The sequence below is a fragment of the Bradyrhizobium sp. McL0616 genome, assembly GCF_049993385.1.
GTDB lineage: Bacteria > Pseudomonadota > Alphaproteobacteria > Rhizobiales > Xanthobacteraceae > Bradyrhizobium.
On record NZ_CP188255.1, the window covers coordinates 2,135,489 to 2,152,804 of the forward strand.

The window sequence follows — 17,316 nt, forward strand, 5'->3', positions numbered from 1 at the left end:
AAATTGCAACACTCGCGTGTGATCTCGCGCAGGCCCCGTTGCAAATCGCAAACGACACATCTATAAAGTGCACCTCATTCATTTGAACCGGGGAGGGATTTGCATGATTTCGTCGCATTCGCAGATCGTACGCCCGCGCTCGATGATGCTCTGGCTCGGTATGTGCTCGGCCTCCTAGAGGCCATTTCCGCCAGCTTCGATCGGGTTTTGTGTCCCGGTCGCTCAACTTTCCAAATCCCGACTTTTAAAGTCAAACCCAACTTTACGTGACGCCGTTTCGGCCCTCGCGGCCGGCCTGCGTCCATCGATGGAGCCGGCCCGCGCCAAGGCGGCCGGATGATGCCATGACCGCTCTGTCCAAAAAGCCCGCGGCGATACGCGTGGTGCTGCCCTTCGTATTCCGGCACTGGCTGAAGCAGCCGGGGCGGACGCTTGCGATCGCCGGCGGCCTGCTAGGTGCGACCGTCGCCGATTTGTTCATGCCGGTGTTTTCGGGACATCTGGTCGACGCGTTGACGCGCGGCCCGTCCGATCCCGATGCGCGCCACGCTGCGCTGGTGGCATTGGGCGGCATCGTTGCGCTGGGCGCGGCCTCGATGGTGCTGCGGCTGACCGGCCTCCAAATGATCGTGCCGTTCACGCTGAAGATCATGGCCGAGGTCGTACAGGACGCTTTCATGCGCGTGCAGCGCTTCTCGACCGACTGGCACGCCAATTCCTTCGCTGGCTCCACGGTGCGCAAGATCACCCGCGGCATGTGGGCGCTCGACCTGCTGAACGACACCATCCTGCTGGCGCTGCTGCCGTCGCTGTTCGTGCTGATCGGCTCGATGATCCTGCTCGGCGTGCACTGGGCCTCGCTCGGCGGGGTGATTGCGCTTGGCGCGCTGGTCTATGTCGTCACGACGGTGCTGTTCTCGACGCGCTACATCGCGCCGGCCGCGCGCGTCTCCAATGCCTGGGACACCAAGGTCGGCGGCACGCTGGCGGATGCGCTGACCTGCAATGCGGTGGTGAAATCCTTCGGCGCCGAAGCGCGCGAGGATGCGCGGCTCGCCCGCGTCATCAACCGCTGGCGCGTGCGCGTGCGGCGGACCTGGCTGCGTTACAACTACACCGCCATGTCGCAGCTCTCTTTGCTGCTATGCCTGCGGGGGTCCGTGATCGGCGGCTCGGTGCTGCTGTGGATGTCCGGGCATGCCTCGCCCGGCGACGTCACCTATGTGCTGACCAGCTATTACGTCATCCACGCCTATCTGCGCGACGTCGGCATGCACATCAACAACCTGCAGCGCTCGGTCAACGACATGGAGGAGCTGGTGGCGATCCATGCCGAGCCGATCGGCATCGCGGATGCCGCCGAAGCGCGGCCGATCGCGATTGCGGGCGGCCAGATCGTGTTCGACGACGTCACGTTCCACTATGGCGGCCATCGCGCGCCGCTGTACGACGGGCTGTCGGTCACGATCCGCGCCGGCGAGAGGGTCGGCCTCGTTGGCCGCTCCGGCTCCGGCAAGACCACCTTCGTCAAGCTGGTGCAGCGTCTCTACGACGTCACCGACGGCCGCGTGTTGATCGATGGACAGAATATCGCGCTGGCCACGCAGCAATCGCTGCGCAGCCAGATCGCGATCGTGCAGCAGGATCCGATCCTGTTCCACCGCACGCTTGCCGAGAACATCGCCTATGGCCGGCCGGGTGCCAGTCTGGAGGCGATTGAGCAGGCGGCGCGGCTGGCGAACGCGCACGACTTCATCCTGCGCCTGCCGAAAGGCTACGGCACGCTGGTCGGCGAGCGCGGCGTCAAGCTCTCGGGCGGCGAGCGGCAGCGCGTGGCGCTGGCGCGCGCCTTCCTGGCAGATGCGCCGGTGCTGATCCTGGACGAGGCGACCTCGAGTCTCGATTCGGAATCGGAGGCGCTGATCCAGCAGGCGATGGAGCGGCTGATGAAAGGCCGCACCTCGATCGTGATCGCGCACCGGCTGTCGACGGTGCGCAGCCTCGATCGGATCCTGGTGTTCGACCGTGGCGAGATCGTCGAGCAGGGTACGCACGCGATGCTCGCCGGGAAGTCCGGCGGCATCTATCGCAGCCTGTTCGAGCGCCAGGTGGTGGAGCTTGGGCATATCGCAGCGGCGGAATGAGAGGCGCGCGGCAGCGGGGCGAAAGTCCCGCTGTCACACCGCCCAAGGAATGGAATGAGATGAAAGACCTGACACGCGGCTCCATCGTGAGCCACATCCTGCACATGGCGCCGCCGATCATGGTCGGCATGATCACGATCATGATCTGCCAGCTGGTCGACCTGTATTTTGTTTCGGGATTGGGCGATGCGGCCGTGGCGGGCGTCGCCGCGGCCGGCAATGCAGGTTTTCTCGTCAACGCACTGATGCAGGTGCTCGGCGTCGGCACGGTGGCGCTGATTGCGCACGCCGTGGGACGCAAGGACCGGCCGGATGCCAATTTGATCTTCAACCAGGCGATCGCGCTTTCGGTGCTGTTCGGCCTGTTGACCCTGGTCGCAGGCGTCGCGCTGTCACGCCTCTACATGCGCGCGATTGCCGCGGACCAGGCTACGATCGAGGCGGGGACCACTTATCTGCTGTGGTTCATGCCAGCGCTGGCGCTGCAATTCGCGACCCAGGTGATGGCATCCGCGCTCCGCGCCACCGGCATCGTGCGTCCCGCCATGCTGGTGCAGGCGCTCGCCGTCGTCATCAACATCGCGCTGGCGCCGGTGCTGATCACGGGCTGGGGCACGGGCCATGCCCTCGGCGTTGCCGGCGCCGGGCTGGCGAGCTCGATCGCGGTGCTGATCGGCGTTCTGATGCTGCTTGCGTATTTCCGCAAGGTCGAGCGCTACGTCGCCTTCAATCCGGCACAGTGGCGTCCGCAGTCGCGGCATCTCAAGCGCATCCTCAATGTCGGATTGCCTGCCGGCGGCGAGTTCGCGATGATGTTCATCCTGATGGCGGTGGTCTACTACGTGCTGCGCGATTTCGGCGCGGCCGCGCAGGCAGGATTCGGGATCGGGCAACGGGTGCTCGGCCTGATCCAGATGCCGGCGCTCGCGGTTGCGCTGGCCGCCGGGCCGATCGCCGGCCAGAACGTTGGCGCCGGAAACGGCGAGCGCGTGCGGGAGACCTTCGTCAAGTCGGCGCTGATCACCAGTGTCGTGATGATCGGCTTCATGTGCCTCGCGCAATTGAAGCCGGAGCTCTTGCTTGCGGGGTTCTCGAACGACCAGGAGACCATGGCGATTGCCTTCCTGTTCTTGCGGATCATCTCGCTCAACATGGTGGCGCAGGGCCTGATCTTCACCTGCTCGAGCATGTTCCAGGGCCTCGGCAACACCAAGCCGGTGCTCGTGAGCTCGGCAACGCGCGTGTTCACCTATTCGCTGCCGGCGATCTGGATGTCGACGCGGCCGGGCGTCCGGATGGAGTACGTCTGGTACCTGTCGATCGGGGCGACAACGCTACAGGCCGCCTTGAGCCTGTGGTTGCTGCGCCGCGAATTCGGCAAGCGCCTGGTGTTGCTCCGGCACGAGGAGGTTTCGGAGCAGACTGAGCCTGAGCCCGCGACGTCTCCTGCCCGCGCGCCCGCGTAGCGAGCTTGTCGCCCACCCACGGCTCCGGCTAGTTTGCCGCGCCGCGGGAACGGCATGCGAATCTGCGAGGGGCTTGGATGAGCGAAGTTTTGAACGAACAGCGGCCGGCGCCCTGGCTGTCGGCGATCTGGGCCGCGCGCTACCGCACGCCGGCCCGTTTCGTCGCGCTGGCCGCGCTGCTGTTGCCGTGGTCGACCACCGGGTGACCCTGGCGCTGCTGCCCTGGCTGATCACTTTCGCTTTCGTCGATCTCCGCGACTTGCCGCGCTCGCTGCTCCGCCCGGTCTGCCTGCTGCCGATCGCGCTGTTTGCGCTGGCCGTCGTCGGCACGCTGTGGTCGGAGGCGTCCTGGCCCGAGCGGCTGCATGCGATCGGGCCATCAGCGAAGCTGCTGGTGCTGCCGCTCCTGATCTACCAGTTCGAGCGCTGGCCCTACGGCAATTGGGTGCTCAAGGCCTTCCTCGCATCCTGCACGCTGCTGATGCTTTACTCCTTCGCTGTCGCGATCGACCCCAACCTTTCGCTGAAGCTCTATCTGTCGCGCGGGCCCCACAAGTTCGAGAGCGGGGTCGCGGTGCGCAACTATATCGACCAGAGCCACGAGTTCGCGCTCTGCGCGATCGCGCTGGTCTATCCGGTCGTGACGCTATTCCGCGCCGGCCGCATTCGCATCGCAGCGCTGCTTGCGTTCATGGCGATCGGCTTCCTCGCCAACATGATGTTCGTCGTGGTCTCACGCACGGCGCTGGTGACGCTGCCGATCCTGCTAATGGCGTTCGCGCTGCTGCATCTGCGCTGGCGTACGGCCGTGCTCGCCGCCGGCGCGATGGCGCTGTTGACGCTCGTGCTGTGGAATGTCTCGCCGCACCTGCGCGCGACCGTCGCGAAGTTTCAGGGTGATTACGAAAGAAGCATTGAGAAGGACAACAATTCGATCAGCGGCATGGGCTCGCGGCTGGAATATTGGCGGAAGTCGGTGCAATTCATCGCCACCGCGCCGCTGCTTGGTCACGGCACCGGATCGACCCGCGGCCTGTTCGCAAGCGTGGCTGCCGATGCGGAAATCGATCCGTTGCATGGCGAGGTCGTCAGCGATCCCCACAACCAGACCCTCAATGTCGCCGTGCAATGGGGCGCCCTCGGTGTGCTAGTGCTCTACGGTTTGTGGTTTGCACATCTCCTGATGTTCCGCGGCGAGGGGCTGGCCTGCTGGATCGGCCTCCTGGTCGTGGTCCAGAACATGCTGTCCTCGCTGTTCAACTCGCATCTGTTCGATTTCACCGAGGGCTGGATCTACGTGCTCGGCGTCGGCGTTGCCGGCGGCATGGCACTCGCAGCGAAGAAGACATCGAGCTAGTGCGTGCCCAAACTGTTCCAGACGAGAGTGGCTCCCGACAGGAACAACAGGCCGAGCACGACATCGCCAAAATGCTTGTCGCTCAGCGCGTGATAGACGCGTGCACCGGCCCATGCGCCGATCAGCGTGCCGGGAAAGGCGACCAGTGCGAGCCACACCACCTTGAGCTCGACCAGGCCTGATGCGGTCTGCAATACCAGTGCGGTGGCCAGCACCGTAAAATTGAAGAGCTGGAAGATGCCGCGCCGCTCATGCTTGTTCCAGCCGCGGATATTCGCCCACAGGATCGGCAGGGGTCCGGATAATCCGGCGAGGCCGCCCAATATGCCGCCGGCGAAGCCGATGACGCCGTCGGCAATGCGGCCGCCGAATTTGTATGCGAGCGGCCGCTTGTTCAGGTAGAGCGCAGCCGAGAAGACGAGGATCAACACTCCGACGCTCAGCTTGAAAACTTTTGGGTCGGCGGAAGCCACCATCATGGTCCCAAGCGGCACGCCGATCAGCCCGCCGATCAGGAACGGCCAGACCAGCGAGAGGTCAAAGCTCTTCCACATCGACGGCAGCGTCGAGCTCTGCGCGATCACCGAGCAGATCAGCACCAGCGGCACCGCGAGCGAGGGCGGCAGCACGTAGAGCCAGATGCCGAGCGCCATCAGCGCCGTGCCGAAGCCGGCTAGCCCCGAGACGAAGCCGCCGGCCAGCGCGCCCAACAGCAGCAGCGCAATGTGGGACGTTTCCACCAATCAAATCCTGTCGTTACCGGCAATCGCGAGGCGTAGATCGCCGTTTGGCGCATAGCACAAATGCGACCCGAGGAGGTCAATTTCAAAACCGCACGCAAGCGTGATCCCCAAGGGCGGGCGTTCTCGGAAGACGCGCCTACATGACGCTCGTGCAGCAATTTGGGGGACCGCAAGCGGATCTGCGCTTCGTCAGTCCCGATGAGACGAAGGAGCATGATCATGACCCGCACGAGCATTGCCATTGCGGCCACGCTGTTGTCGGCGGCGGCCTTGATGCCGACATTGGCGCAGGCGCAGTTTTCGGAGCCCGCTGCCTATCAGGCCGCCCATCCCGATCGCGACGTTCTGAACGGTGGCCAGCTCACGCCCGCGGGGCGCGCGGCTCGCGGCGAGACAGTGGCACCGAGCGAGGCCTATGCGGCTTATCCGTCACCCGCTGCGCCAGTCGTCCGCACCCGCCACCGCCGTCAGCAGTAGGTTTCTGCTAGACGATCTGCCTGGTATCGGCGGTCTTATGCATCGCGCCGACCAGGATGCGCAGCGCCTCCGTCAATTCCGATCTGTTGCGCGCTGCGCCAAGCGACACGCGCGCCGCATGGGGCGGTACCCCATCGACTGCGAAGGCATCGCCGGCAACGACCGCGAGCCCGTTTCGCAACAGATGCGCCGCGACATCGGGGCGGCCGTCCGGCAGTTTTAGCCACAGGTGGTGGGCGGCAGGCTTGGCCTGGAATTGAAAACCCTTCAGCGCCCGCTGTGCCAGCTGCTGGCGGCCGACGGCCTCGTTGCGGATCGCGGTGATGATGCGGTCGGCGATGCCGCTCTCGAGCCAGTGCGTCACCAGCGCGACCATCAGCGGCGCCGGCATCTGCACGGTGGCTTGCAAATAGCTCCGCATCTCCTGCTGCGCGTCGGCATCGGGCGTCAGCAGATAGGCCACGCGCAACGCCGGCGCGATGCATTTTGACAGCGTGGTCGCCAGATACGTCCGCTCCGGAATGAGGTTGGCGATCGGCGACGCCGCGCGGTCGAGCAGCCCATAGGCGTCGTCCTCGATCAGCACAGTGCCGGCCTCGCGGATGATCTTTGCGATTGCGCTGCGCCGCTCGGCAGACAGCGTCGCGGTGGTCGGATTGTGCAGCGTCGGAATGAGATAGACGGCCTTCGGCTTGTGCGTGCGACAAGCCTTGGCAAGAGCATCAGGCAAAATGCCGCCCTCATCCATCGTCACGGCGACGAGCTTGACGCCGAGCCGTGCGGCGGCGGCCTTGACGCCGGGGAACGTGAGGGCCTCCGTCAGCACGATATCGCCGGGCCGCGCGAGATAAGCGAGCACGTTGAAGAGGATTGTCTGCGTGCCCGGAAAGATCACGAGCTTGTCGGGATGTGCATGCGGAACGCGTGCGCGCAACCATCGCGCCGCGACCTCGCGCTCATGTGCGCTGCCGCCGGGCGGCTGGTAATTCAGATGCGCAGTCAGTCCCGACTGTGCGCGGATCGCCTCCAGACCTGCGATGATGCGTTCGTCGAGCTGCGCTTCGAGCGGATGCGGCGGCACGTTCATCGAAAGGTCGATCGCAACGGGATGCGGCAGGTCGACCGCGCGGCGCGCACTGGTCTCCGAGACGAACGACCCTTGTCCGACCCGCGCCTCCAGAATCCCGCGGCGCCGCGCCTCGGTGTAGGCGCGCGTCACCGTGGTCAGGTCGATGCCGAGCGCTTTGGCGAGCGCGCGCTGTGTCGGCAGTTGCTGGCCGCGGACCAGCCGGCCGGCCGCGATGTCGGCCTCCATGGCCTCGACGATGCGCTGGTAGCGCGGGCCTGACAGCTCCGAGATTGTAGGGGTCCAGTCCATGCAATTCAGGTCCATATCCTTTGAATGTATGGATACAAGATACTATTGTATGGATCAAAGAAAAGGAAGAGGTGCTGTCATGGCAACGGGTTCAGTCTCTCTCTCGAAGGCGATGTGGCGCGGTTTTCTGGGCAAGTGCCCGAACTGCGGCGAAGGGCACGCGTTCGGCCGTTTCCTGAAAGTCGCCGATAGCTGCGACCATTGCGGCGAGGAGCTGTTTCACCAGCGCGCTGACGACTTCCCGGCCTATCTGGTAATGGTCGTGGTCGGCCATCTCGTGGTGCCCGCGATCCTCGCGGTCGAGACGGCCTATGCGCCGGCTGTCTGGCTGCAACTCGCGGTATGGCTGCCGGTGACGCTGTTCGCTTCGCTCGCCCTGCTGCAGCCGACCAAGGGTGCCATCGTCGGCCTGCAATGGCAGATCGGCATGCACGGTTTCGAGGCGGGCAAGCTACGGCGCGAGGCCACCGAGTTCGCTCCGGCACTTGTGAAGGATTCGCGCGCCGCCTGAAGCAGTCGTGAAGTTTATTTGGCGCGACCCACCACTACACTCCATCGCACCGACACCAACGATGGAAAATGTAGATGGCCGGATGCCCGAAGATTTTTCTACTCTGTCATGGCGCATGGTCCGGCGGATGGTCCTGGAAGAAGATGCATCCGTTGATGGCACAGGCCGGTCATCGCCTAGTGGCGCCGACTTATACCGGGCTCGGCGAGCGTGAACATCTCGCCAGTCCCGGTGTCGATCTCGACACGCATATCCAGGATATCCTGAACGTCATCAGGTTCGAGGATCTCAATGACATCGTGCTGATCGGCCACAGCTATGGCGGCATGGTCGCCACCGGTGTGGCCGATCGCGCCCGCGAACGCGTGACGCAGCTCATTTATCTCGATGCCTTCGTGCCGCGTGACGGGCAATCGCTGTTCGATCTCAACGAAGGCGGGCGCGAGCCGATGCGCAAGGCAGCCGCCGCGGGAGACGGCTACCGCATCCCGCCGAACCCCCCACCGCCGGATACGCTGCAGGCCGATCTCGACTGGCTGGACGAGCGCCGCGTCAACATGCCGATCAAATGCTGCGAGACGAAGCTGAAGCTCGCACATGGCGAGCCGTCGATGCCGCGCAGCTACATCTATTGCAAGCGCATCCCGCCGAGCGATGTGTTCGGGCAATTCGCGAAGCGCGCGAAGAGCGAGGATGGCTGGCGCTATTTCGAACTCGATGCGAGTCACGCGCCGAACGTGACTGCGCCGGAGGCGTTGAAGGGCGTGCTGGAGAAGATCGTCGGTTAGCTCACGTTCGCCATTCCGGGGCTTGTGCTGCGCACGCCCCGGAATACGGCCTTTGAAAATGGTGAGGGGTCCGATGCGTTAGCATCGAACCCCTCGTCACTTCTTTAGCAAGACGCATTTTCTTCACGCGAACCGGAAAACCACTTCGCTCGAAAACGCTTTAGAATATCAGCCGGCCTGTAAGCCGGGTTCTGTAAGGCACCGCCTGCTTGCGCAAACGATACGTGACGGCCATTCCTCTGGGACCATGTTTGCACATGGCCTCGAGCAACCTACCCGGACGGCGGGCCTGACATCGCCCCGCGGCGTTATCGCTTGCGCGATCGGCCCGCATTTGCCGTCCCTATTCGGTTTTGCTCCCGGTGGGGTTTACCATGCCAGCTTCGTTGCCGAAGCCGCGGTGCGCTCTTACCGCACCTTTTCACCCTTACCCTCCTGCGCAGCTTGCGCTGCGGAGGCGGGCGGTTCGTTCTCTGTGGCACTTTCCCTGGGGTTGCCCCCGCCGGACGTTATCCGGCACCGTATGTCAAGGGAGCCCGGACTTTCCTCCCCGGCGGCCTTTCGGCACTTGCCGGAGCGGCCGTCCGGCCGACTGACGGGTTACGCATGGGCATTTGTGACGGTTTCGTCAAGCACAGATCGTCGCGCACGCCGGCTGCAAATAATTTATCCTGAAGATGTCGTTGGGCGTGGGGCCCGGTTCGACTGGATGCCGGCAATCCAGCCGAGCAACAGGAGTGAGCCATGCAGTATTTGCTGCTGATCTACCGGAACGAAGCTCAACAGAGCAAGATGGACCCCGCAGACTATCAAAAGCTGTTGGCGGAGTATTCCGCGTACACCCAGTCCATCGTCCAGAGCGGCAACTTCAAGGCCGGCGACGGGCTCCAGCCGACCTCGACCGCGACCACCGTTCGCGTTCGCGAGGGCAAGATCTTGGCGACTGATGGTCCCTTCGCCGAGACGCGCGAGCAACTCGGTGGCTACTATCTGGTCGAGGCCAGGGATCTCGATGCCGCGATCGCGATGGCTGCGCGGATTCCCGGAGCCAGGGACGGCTCGATCGAAGTCAGGCCGGTCATGATCTACAAATGACCTCGGTCCGAAGGGTGCGCGAAAAAAAATCTCCCGACGATGTCGTTTGATGTTGGCCCCGTTCGACTGGATGTCGGTGATCCCCCGAACAACAGGAGTTAAGCCATGCAGTATCTGCTGCTGATCTACCGGAACGAACAAAAGCTGATCAACATGTCTCCCGCGGACCGTCAGGCGGTGTCAGCGGAGTACGGCGCCTATACGCAGTCCATCGTCCAAAGCGGCAATTTCAAGGCCGGCGACGGGCTTCAGCCGACCACGACGGCGACCACCGTGCGGGTGCGCGAGGGCAAGACCCTGACGACCGACGGTCCGTTCGCGGAGACCCGCGAGCAGCTCGGCGGCTACTATCTGGTCGAGGCCAAGGATCTCGACACCGCCATTGCACTGGCAGCGCGGATTCCCGAGGCCAGGGAAGGGTCGATCGAGGTCAGGCCGGTCATGATCTACAAGTGATCTCTCCTGCCGACATCGACAAAATCTTCCGCGACGAGGCGGGGCGGGCGCTCGCCACGCTGATCCGCCTCGTCGGTGATTTCGATCTTGCCGAGGACGCGCTCCAGGATGCCTTCGCGGTTGCGCTGGAGCGCTGGTCGGCGGGCGAGGTGCCCGACAATCCGCGTGCCTGGCTGGTCAATGTCGGCCGCAACAAGGCGATCGACCGCGTCCGGCGGCAGGCTGTGTTCCGCGGCAAGCAGCAGGCGCTCGTGCATGAGCTCGAGCTCAACGCGCAAGCGCCGGCCGAGCCGCCGGCGATGCTCGACGACGACATGCTGCGGCTGATCTTCACCTGCTGCCACCCGGCATTCGCCGCCGAGGTTCAGGTCGCGCTGACGCTGCGCACCGTCTGCGGGCTTTCCATGGCCCAGGTCGCGCGCGCCTTCCTCATCGGTGAGGATGCGATGGCGCAGCGTCTCGTCCGCGCCAAGCAGAAGATCAGGCTCGCCGGCATTCCCTACGAGGTGCCGGAGCACGTCGCGCTGGCGCCGCGGCTCAACGGCGTGCTCGCCGTGATCTATCTCGTCTTCACCGAAGGCTACGTCGCAACCTCGGGCGCGGATTTGATGCGGCCGGATCTCGCGGTCGAGGCGATCAGGCTCGGCCGGTTGCTCGATCGTCTGATGCCGGATCGCTCCGGGATCAAGGGCCTGCTGGCCCTGATGCTGCTGCATGATGCGCGCCGCGCCGGGCGCGCGACATCGGCCGGCGACATCGTGCTGCTGGAGGAACAGGACCGTTCGCTCTGGGATCGCGCACAGATCGAGACGGGTCTGCGTCTCGTGGACGACGCGCTGCGGATGCCCGGCCGGCCGCAACCCTATGTGGTTCAGGCCGCGATCGCCGCGCTGCACGCCCGCGCGCCGAGCTACGAGCAAACCGACTGGCCGCAAATCGCCGGGCTCTACGAAGTGCTGCTGCGCATCAATCCGTCGCCGGTGATCGAGCTCAATCACGCCGCTGCGGTTTCGATGGTCGACGGTCCGGCGCGCGCGCTCGATCTGGTCGACGCGACCGCTGCGCGCGGCGGGCTCGCGGGTTACGAGCTGTTGCCGGCGGTGCGCGCGGATCTGTTGCGGCGATTGGAGCGGAAAGAGGAGGCGCGCGAGGCTTATCGTGCGGCGACCGGGGCGACGCAGCTGGAGCCGCTGCGGCGGCTGTATGCGCGGCGGGTGAGGGAGCTCGGTTAGAGCGTGGATAGCAGCAATCAGATGCCGAGCGCGCTCTGGTAGGCGAAGAGGGCGGGTGCGCCCCCCGTGTGCAGGAAGACGACATCTTCGTCGCTCCGCCAACGCCCCTGGCGGATCATCGCGATCAGGCCGGCGAGCCCCTTGCCCGAATAGACGGGGTCAAGCACAAGAGCTTCCGACTTTCCTGCAAGCCGGATCGCTTCGATCGTGGCCTCGTGCGGCACCCCGTAGGCTGGTCCGGCATGACCGGCGACCACCTCGACCAAAGCCTCGTCGAAGTCTGCACCGAGCAGATCCGCCGCTTGCCGTGCAAGGGCCACCACATCAGAGCGCACCCGCGCAGGCTCGGCATCGATATCGATCCCGACGATTCTCGTGCCCGGCATAGCCACGGCCGCGCCGACGACGAGACCCGCCTGCGTGCCGGCGCTTCCGGTGCAATGCACGATTGCGGCCGGCGCGAAGCCCGACAGCGCCGCCTGCTGCTCGATTTCGGCGATCGTGGTGGCATAGGCGACCGCACCCAGCGCATTCGAGACGCCGTAGGGCACGAAATACGGCCTGCGCCCCGACGCCCGGAGATCGTCGACGAGCGTGCGGATGGCCGCATTGCGGTCGCCGGTCCATGGCACGTCGTGCAGGCGCGCGCCGAACAGCCGGTTGAGAAAGGCGTTACCCGAGCTTTCGTATTCCGGCGTCGGCGGCGCGAGCCGGCCGTGATAGACGGCCAGATGACAGGCCAGGCCGAGCTTTGCAGCAACCGCGGCAACCTGCCGCTGGCTGTTCGATTGCACGACACCGCCTGAGACGATCGTATCGGCGCCTTTTGAAACAGCATCATGCAGGACGTAGTCGAGCTTGCGCAGCTTGTTGCCGCCGAATCCGAGCCCGGTCGCATCGTCGCGTTTGACCCACAGTCGCGGCCCGCCGAGATGAGCCGTCAACCGTTTCATCGGCTCGAGTGGCGTGGGAAGATCGGCCAATCCCAGGCGCGGAAAAGCTGCGAGCCGGTCAATCAGCGGTTTGCGATCAATCTGCATCGTTTCGTTCGTCCCGCTCGCGCATGACCGTCGGACAATAGCCCGACGCCCGCACTTGCAGCGACGATCGCGCGATCACATTCAAGCGAACAGCGGTAGAATTGTTATCGTGAAGGAAAGCAACAGCGCTACTTCGCGGCGAGCGTCGCCGTTCCTTCAGCCGGCAGGCTCGCCAGCAGCGCCTGCAAGGTCGACAGCGTCGAATGATCGGCGACGCCATCCAGCCGCGCAGGGCGGAAATGCCGCTGGAAGGCGGTGACGACTTCCATCGTCGATGCGTCGTATTTACCGGTCAGCGGCAAGCCGTAGCCATATCTTGCGAGCGCCTGCTGGAGGCTCAAGACCTCGTCGCTGATGGTGCCGAGCATCAGGCTCTCGCCGCGCACGACCGGTGCCGGCGTCACCCAGTGACCGACGCCGGAATTGGCCAGCGAATGCCACGGAAACTTTTCGCCGGGGTCCTTCTTGCGCGCGGGGGCCACGTCGGAATGACCGAGCACCCGGTGTGCCGCAACTTTGCGGCGGAGCATGATGCCGCGGCACAGCGCGATCACGGCCGCGATCTGGCGCAGCGGAAATTCCGGATAGCCCCAATCGTGGCCGCGATTGATGATCTCGATCCCGATCGAGCAGGAGTTGATGTCGTCCTCGCCGGCCCAGGCCGAGACGCCCGCATGCCAGGCGCGCCTCGCCTCCGGCACGCATTGCACGATGCGGCCGTCCTCGAGCACCACGTAATGCGCCGACACTTCCGTACCTGCCGTGCACAGCCGTGCCAGCGCGCCCTCGACGTCGGGCATGCCGGTGTAATGCAGCACGATCATGTCGGGCTGCCGTCCCTTGCTGCGTTCGCCATGATTGGGCGATGGGATGATGTCGGAGACGATCGAGGAATCCGGGTCGAACGTCCGCATGGCCGCCGCGGTCTTGGGAACCGGGAGAACGCGTTGACGCTTCGAATCAGTTCCAGATGGCGTGGACGAACCGGACGACATAAACAGCTCTAATCCGACAGAAGAGGTGGGCCGAGCCCTCCTCTTTACCATTCCTTTACCCTCCGCTTCGCGCAATCGCGCAGCGCGGTTAACGGGCGCATTTTGCCCGGGGTGTGTGGATGGGGCATCACCGGCGAGCGCCCTTTTCGACTTGTAAGGAGGCGATCAACGCTTTCTTAACGCTAAGGGCCGTTACTGAGAGGTGAAGAGCCGACCTGCGTCCGGAGGCGGCCAAAAGCGTTTTTGGCTCGAAATCCCATGGCTGCCCGACAAATTCCACTGGGAACACCGGGGGTGCCACCTGGGACGACCGGGCTCGGCATGCTGGACAGGGGTTGGGTCGTGGAACCGCCGCGACGCGGAATTATTCGAGGCGTAATGGGCTGGCTCGCCCCCGATTTCAGCTGTCCGTTCGGCAGGCGCGAGGCATGAGTTCCGCGCCTCACATTCCCGTGCTTGGCCGCGAGGCGATCGATCATCTCGCCCCGCGCGAGGGCGGCATCTATGTCGACGCGACCTTCGGCGCCGGCGGCTATAGCCGAGTCATCCTCGATGTGCCGGGAACCCGCGTGATCGCGATCGACCGCGACACCACGGCGATCACCGGCGGTGCCGAGCTGGTCGAGCGCTCGGCGGGCCGGCTGACGCTGGTCGAGGACCGCTTCTCGAATCTCGCCGAGGACTGCGCGGCGCAAGGTATTGATGCCGTCGACGGCGTCGTCATGGACGTCGGCGTCTCCTCGATGCAGCTCGACCAGGCCGGCCGCGGCTTCTCGTTCCGCCTCGACGGTCCGCTCGACATGCGGATGGGGCGGACGGGACCGACCGCGGCTGATGTCGTCGCGCGCGCCTCGGAAGCCGATCTCGCCGACATCATCTATCTCTTCGGCGAGGAACGCCATTCGCGCCGCGTCGCCCGCGCCATCGTGGCGGACCGGCAAGAGACGCCGTTCACCACCACGCGCGCGCTGGCCGATCTCGTCGGCAGGGTAGTTCGCTCAAAGCCGAACGATATTCATCCGGCAACGCGGACGTTCCAGGCCTTGCGCATCTTCGTCAACGAAGAGCTCGACGAACTTCAGACCGCACTGTCCGCGGCCGAGCGCGTGCTCAAGCCCGGCGGCCGTCTCGTGGTGGTCTCGTTCCATTCGCTGGAAGACCGCATCGTCAAGAATTTCCTCTCGGAGCGTTCCAAGACCGGCGGCGGCTCGCGGCATCTGCCGGAAATGGCGCAGACTGCGCCGAGCTTCCAGCTTCTGACGCGGCGGCCTGTGGTCGCCGGCGAAGAGGAGGTTTCGCACAATCCGCGCGCCCGTTCCGCAAAATTGCGCGCCGCCGAGCGCACTGATGCGCCCGCGCATGACGATGCCGAGCCGTCGTCCTGGCCACAACTCTCCGACATCATGAGGGGTGGCTAGCGCATGCGCATCATCCACCTCCTCGTCATCGGCGCGCTGATCTTCGCCGCTGCCTATGTCTACCGGATCAAGATGGATTCCACGGCCCGCACCGAGAAGGTGCTGCGGCTGCATGCGGAGATCCGCGAGCAGCGCGACGCGATCGCGGTGCTGCGCTCGGAATGGGCCAAGCTCGATGCGCCCTTGCGCCTGCAAGGCCTCGCCGAGCGGCATCTGCCGCTCAAGCCGGTCAACGCCACGCAATACGACTCCCTGAAGAACCTGCCGGAGCGTCCGCCGCGGATGTTCAGGCCGGGCGAGCCCGATCCGATCGGGGCCATGCTCAACACCATCGAAGCCGCGAGCGATCCCGATACGGTGACGGGCTCCGTGCCTCAGCCCGAGGACAAGCAATGAGCGGCACGCCTCCGGCCAAACCTGCTGAGAAGTCGACCGAACCTTGGCGGCAGCGTCTGATCCGCAGCCTGCTCTACGGGCGCAATGTCGATCGCGCCGCGAAGGCGCGCGCGCGCGTGGGCCTGGCAATGCTCGCCTTTGCCCTGATCTATACCCTGATCGGCAGCCGGCTCGTGATGTTCGCGATCGGCGCCGACGCCCACAGCGCGCGACGCGCCGCATCGCAGGAAGTGGTTGCGACCGCGCGGCCCGACATCGTCGACCGCAACGGCGCGATCCTTGCGACCGACGTCAAGGCGGCCAGCATGTTCGGCGAGCCGCGCCGCATCATCGACAAGGACGAGGCGATCGAGCTTCTGACCGCGACCGTGCCCGATCTCGACGAAGCCGAGGTGCGCGAGCGCCTGTCGTCGCGCAAGGGTTTTGTGTGGCTGAAGCGCGAGATCACGGCGAAACAGCAGCTGGACATCCACAAGCTCGGTATTCCCGGCATCGGCTTCCTGCGTGAGAACAAGCGCGTCTATCCGACCGGCAACGAGGTCGCCCACCTCATCGGTCTGGTCAATATCGACAACCAGGGCATCGCCGGCATGGAGAAGTGGCTCGACAATCAAGGTCTCGCCGATCTCCACCGTGCAGGCTTCGCCACCGACCGCCTGCAAAAGCCGATCGAGCTGTCGGTCGATCTGCGCGTCGAGCACGCGCTGCGCGACGAGCTTTCAAAGGCCAAGGAAAAATTCCACGCCAAGGCGGCCTCCGGCATCATCTCCAACGTCAAGACCGGCGAGATCGTGGCAATGGTGTCGCTGCCGGACTTCGATCCCAACAATCCGAAGGAAGCCCACGATCCCGATCGCATCAACCGCCTGACCACGGGCGTCTACGAAATGGGATCGACATTCAAGGCGTTCACGCTGGCGATGGCGCTCGACTCCGGCAAAATCAACTTGAACTCGTCGTGGGATGCGCGCGGAAACCTGCACTACGGCAAGTTCACCATCCACGACAGCCACAACCTGGGACGTTTCATCAATACCAAGGAAGTGTTCACCTACTCGTCCAATATCGGCGCCGCGCGGATCGCACTCAACCAGGGTGTCGAGGCGCACAAGGCGTTCCTGGCCAAGATGGGACAATTGACGCGGCTGCGCACTGAGTTGCCGGAGAGCGCGGCTCCGCTGGTGCCGCGCCGCTGGGGTGAGCTGAACACGGTCACCATCGCTTTCGGTCAGGGCCTGTCGGTCGCGCCGCTCCAGGCGGTGATGGGCATCAACGCCCTGATGAACGGCGGCTATTTGATTCCGCCGACATTCATGAAACGCAGCGAAGAAGAAGCGCGGGCGATGGCCAAGCGCGTGATCAAGCAGGAGACCAGCGACAAGATGCGGTATCTGATGCGGCTCAATGCCGAAATCGGTACTGCCAGGTCCGCCGACGTGAAGGGCTACTATGTCGGCGGCAAGACCGGCACGTCCGAGAAGGTCATCAACGGCCGCTATGCCAAGAAGCGGGTGCTCAACTCCTTCACCGCGATCATGCCGTCCGACGATCCGAAATATCAGATTCTCGTCATGCTGGACGAGCCGCAGGCGCTGCCCGAGACGCATGGTTTCATCACCTCGGGCTTTAACGCGGTGCCGACCGGCGGCAAGGTGATCGAGCGGATCGCGCCGCTTCTGGGGGTCGAGCCTCGCTTTGACCTGCCGCCTGCGGACCGCCTTATTCTTGCAGCATCCAGGACAACCCAGTAATCAAAAGGGTAGGCCGTTGCCGCTGCTGAGTCGGGGGTTTCCCGAAGATTCGGCTTTCCGGCACGGCAT

Annotated in this window: 15 protein-coding genes, 1 other RNA gene and 1 pseudogene; 12 read left to right on the forward strand and 5 right to left on the reverse strand. The window is 64.8% G+C overall.

Features of this window, described 5'->3' with window-relative positions; translation table 11 throughout:
* The first annotated feature begins 344 nt into the window (after window positions 1–344).
* From ACPPVR_RS10360 to ACPPVR_RS10370, 3 genes and pseudogenes are all read left to right on the forward strand, one after another.
* A complete protein-coding gene (locus ACPPVR_RS10360) occupies window positions 345–2,144 on the forward strand; it encodes an ABC transporter ATP-binding protein (RefSeq protein WP_426614130.1) in 1,800 nt (599 codons plus the stop codon).
* A gap of 59 nt (window positions 2,145–2,203) precedes the next feature.
* Entirely contained in the window at window positions 2,204–3,610 is a 1,407-nt protein-coding gene (locus ACPPVR_RS10365; RefSeq protein ID WP_426614131.1) for an MATE family efflux transporter, read from the forward strand.
* A gap of 77 nt (window positions 3,611–3,687) precedes the next feature.
* Window positions 3,688–4,967: pseudogene (locus ACPPVR_RS10370) on the forward strand (O-antigen ligase family protein).
* Here ACPPVR_RS10370 and ACPPVR_RS10375 read toward each other — a convergent pair.
* Entirely contained in the window at window positions 4,964–5,707 is a 744-nt protein-coding gene (locus tag ACPPVR_RS10375) for a sulfite exporter TauE/SafE family protein (protein WP_426614132.1), read from the reverse strand. The pseudogene ACPPVR_RS10370 and the gene ACPPVR_RS10375 sit on opposite strands and share 4 nt — an antisense overlap.
* Before the next feature lie 222 nt (window positions 5,708–5,929).
* Between ACPPVR_RS10375 and ACPPVR_RS10380 the strand changes: the two genes are divergently transcribed.
* Window positions 5,930–6,187, forward strand: a complete 258-nt coding sequence (locus tag ACPPVR_RS10380) for a hypothetical protein (RefSeq protein ID WP_426614133.1) — start codon at window positions 5,930–5,932, stop codon at window positions 6,185–6,187.
* A 7-nt stretch (window positions 6,188–6,194) separates the two neighbouring features.
* On the opposite strand, the gene ACPPVR_RS10385 is transcribed toward ACPPVR_RS10380, so the two are convergent.
* The gene (locus ACPPVR_RS10385) at window positions 6,195–7,565 is read right to left on the reverse strand and encodes a PLP-dependent aminotransferase family protein (protein WP_426614134.1); all 1,371 of its coding nucleotides are present in this window, start codon (window positions 7,563–7,565) and stop codon (window positions 6,195–6,197) included.
* A gap of 79 nt (window positions 7,566–7,644) precedes the next feature.
* Between ACPPVR_RS10385 and ACPPVR_RS10390 the strand changes: the two genes are divergently transcribed.
* Both ACPPVR_RS10390 and ACPPVR_RS10395 read left to right on the forward strand, forming a co-directional pair.
* Complete coding sequence (locus ACPPVR_RS10390; RefSeq protein ID WP_426614135.1) at window positions 7,645–8,076, forward strand: DUF983 domain-containing protein; 432 nt, start codon at window positions 7,645–7,647, stop codon at window positions 8,074–8,076.
* 74 nt (window positions 8,077–8,150) lie between these two features.
* Window positions 8,151–8,864 (forward strand): alpha/beta fold hydrolase, encoded by a 714-nt coding sequence (locus ACPPVR_RS10395; RefSeq protein WP_426614136.1) that lies wholly within the window; start codon window positions 8,151–8,153, stop codon window positions 8,862–8,864.
* A 164-nt stretch (window positions 8,865–9,028) separates the two neighbouring features.
* Here the strand turns inward: ACPPVR_RS10395 and rnpB are convergent.
* Window positions 9,029–9,460, reverse strand: an RNA gene (gene rnpB, locus ACPPVR_RS10400) — RNase P RNA component class A.
* A 148-nt stretch (window positions 9,461–9,608) separates the two neighbouring features.
* On the opposite strand from rnpB, the gene ACPPVR_RS10405 reads away from it, so the two are divergent.
* The 3 genes from ACPPVR_RS10405 (at window position 9,609) to ACPPVR_RS10415 (ending at window position 11,647) form a co-directional block, all read left to right on the forward strand.
* A complete protein-coding gene (locus tag ACPPVR_RS10405) occupies window positions 9,609–9,959 on the forward strand; it encodes a YciI family protein (RefSeq protein ID WP_426614137.1) in 351 nt (116 codons plus the stop codon).
* Between the two features lie 105 nt (window positions 9,960–10,064).
* On the forward strand, window positions 10,065–10,415 hold the full coding sequence (locus ACPPVR_RS10410; RefSeq protein ID WP_426614138.1) for a YciI family protein: 351 nt from the start codon (window positions 10,065–10,067) through the stop codon (window positions 10,413–10,415).
* The gene (locus ACPPVR_RS10415) at window positions 10,415–11,647 is read left to right on the forward strand and encodes an RNA polymerase sigma factor (RefSeq protein WP_426616063.1); all 1,233 of its coding nucleotides are present in this window, start codon (window positions 10,415–10,417) and stop codon (window positions 11,645–11,647) included. Before ACPPVR_RS10410 ends, ACPPVR_RS10415 begins: the two co-directional genes overlap by 1 nt.
* Before the next feature lie 17 nt (window positions 11,648–11,664).
* On the opposite strand, the gene ACPPVR_RS10420 is transcribed toward ACPPVR_RS10415, so the two are convergent.
* Both ACPPVR_RS10420 and ACPPVR_RS10425 read right to left on the reverse strand, forming a co-directional pair.
* On the reverse strand, window positions 11,665–12,687 hold the full coding sequence (locus ACPPVR_RS10420) for a D-cysteine desulfhydrase family protein (protein WP_426614139.1): 1,023 nt from the start codon (window positions 12,685–12,687) through the stop codon (window positions 11,665–11,667).
* A 128-nt stretch (window positions 12,688–12,815) separates the two neighbouring features.
* The gene (locus ACPPVR_RS10425; RefSeq protein ID WP_426614140.1) at window positions 12,816–13,601 is read right to left on the reverse strand and encodes an N-acetylmuramoyl-L-alanine amidase; all 786 of its coding nucleotides are present in this window, start codon (window positions 13,599–13,601) and stop codon (window positions 12,816–12,818) included.
* Window positions 13,602–14,110: 509 nt separating this feature from the next.
* Here ACPPVR_RS10425 and rsmH point away from each other — a divergent pair.
* Genes rsmH through ACPPVR_RS10440 form a run of 3 tightly spaced genes read left to right on the forward strand, consistent with a single transcriptional unit; the run spans window position 14,111 to window position 17,247 of the window.
* Entirely contained in the window at window positions 14,111–15,100 is a 990-nt protein-coding gene (gene rsmH / locus ACPPVR_RS10430) for a 16S rRNA (cytosine(1402)-N(4))-methyltransferase RsmH (RefSeq protein ID WP_426614141.1), read from the forward strand.
* Between the two features lie 3 nt (window positions 15,101–15,103).
* Entirely contained in the window at window positions 15,104–15,496 is a 393-nt protein-coding gene (gene ftsL / locus ACPPVR_RS10435; protein ID WP_426614142.1) for a cell division protein FtsL, read from the forward strand.
* Window positions 15,493–17,247, forward strand: a complete 1,755-nt coding sequence (locus ACPPVR_RS10440) for a peptidoglycan D,D-transpeptidase FtsI family protein (RefSeq protein WP_426614143.1) — start codon at window positions 15,493–15,495, stop codon at window positions 17,245–17,247. The genes ftsL and ACPPVR_RS10440 overlap by 4 nt, the downstream gene beginning before the upstream one ends.
* Window positions 17,248–17,316: the final 69 nt, after the last annotated feature.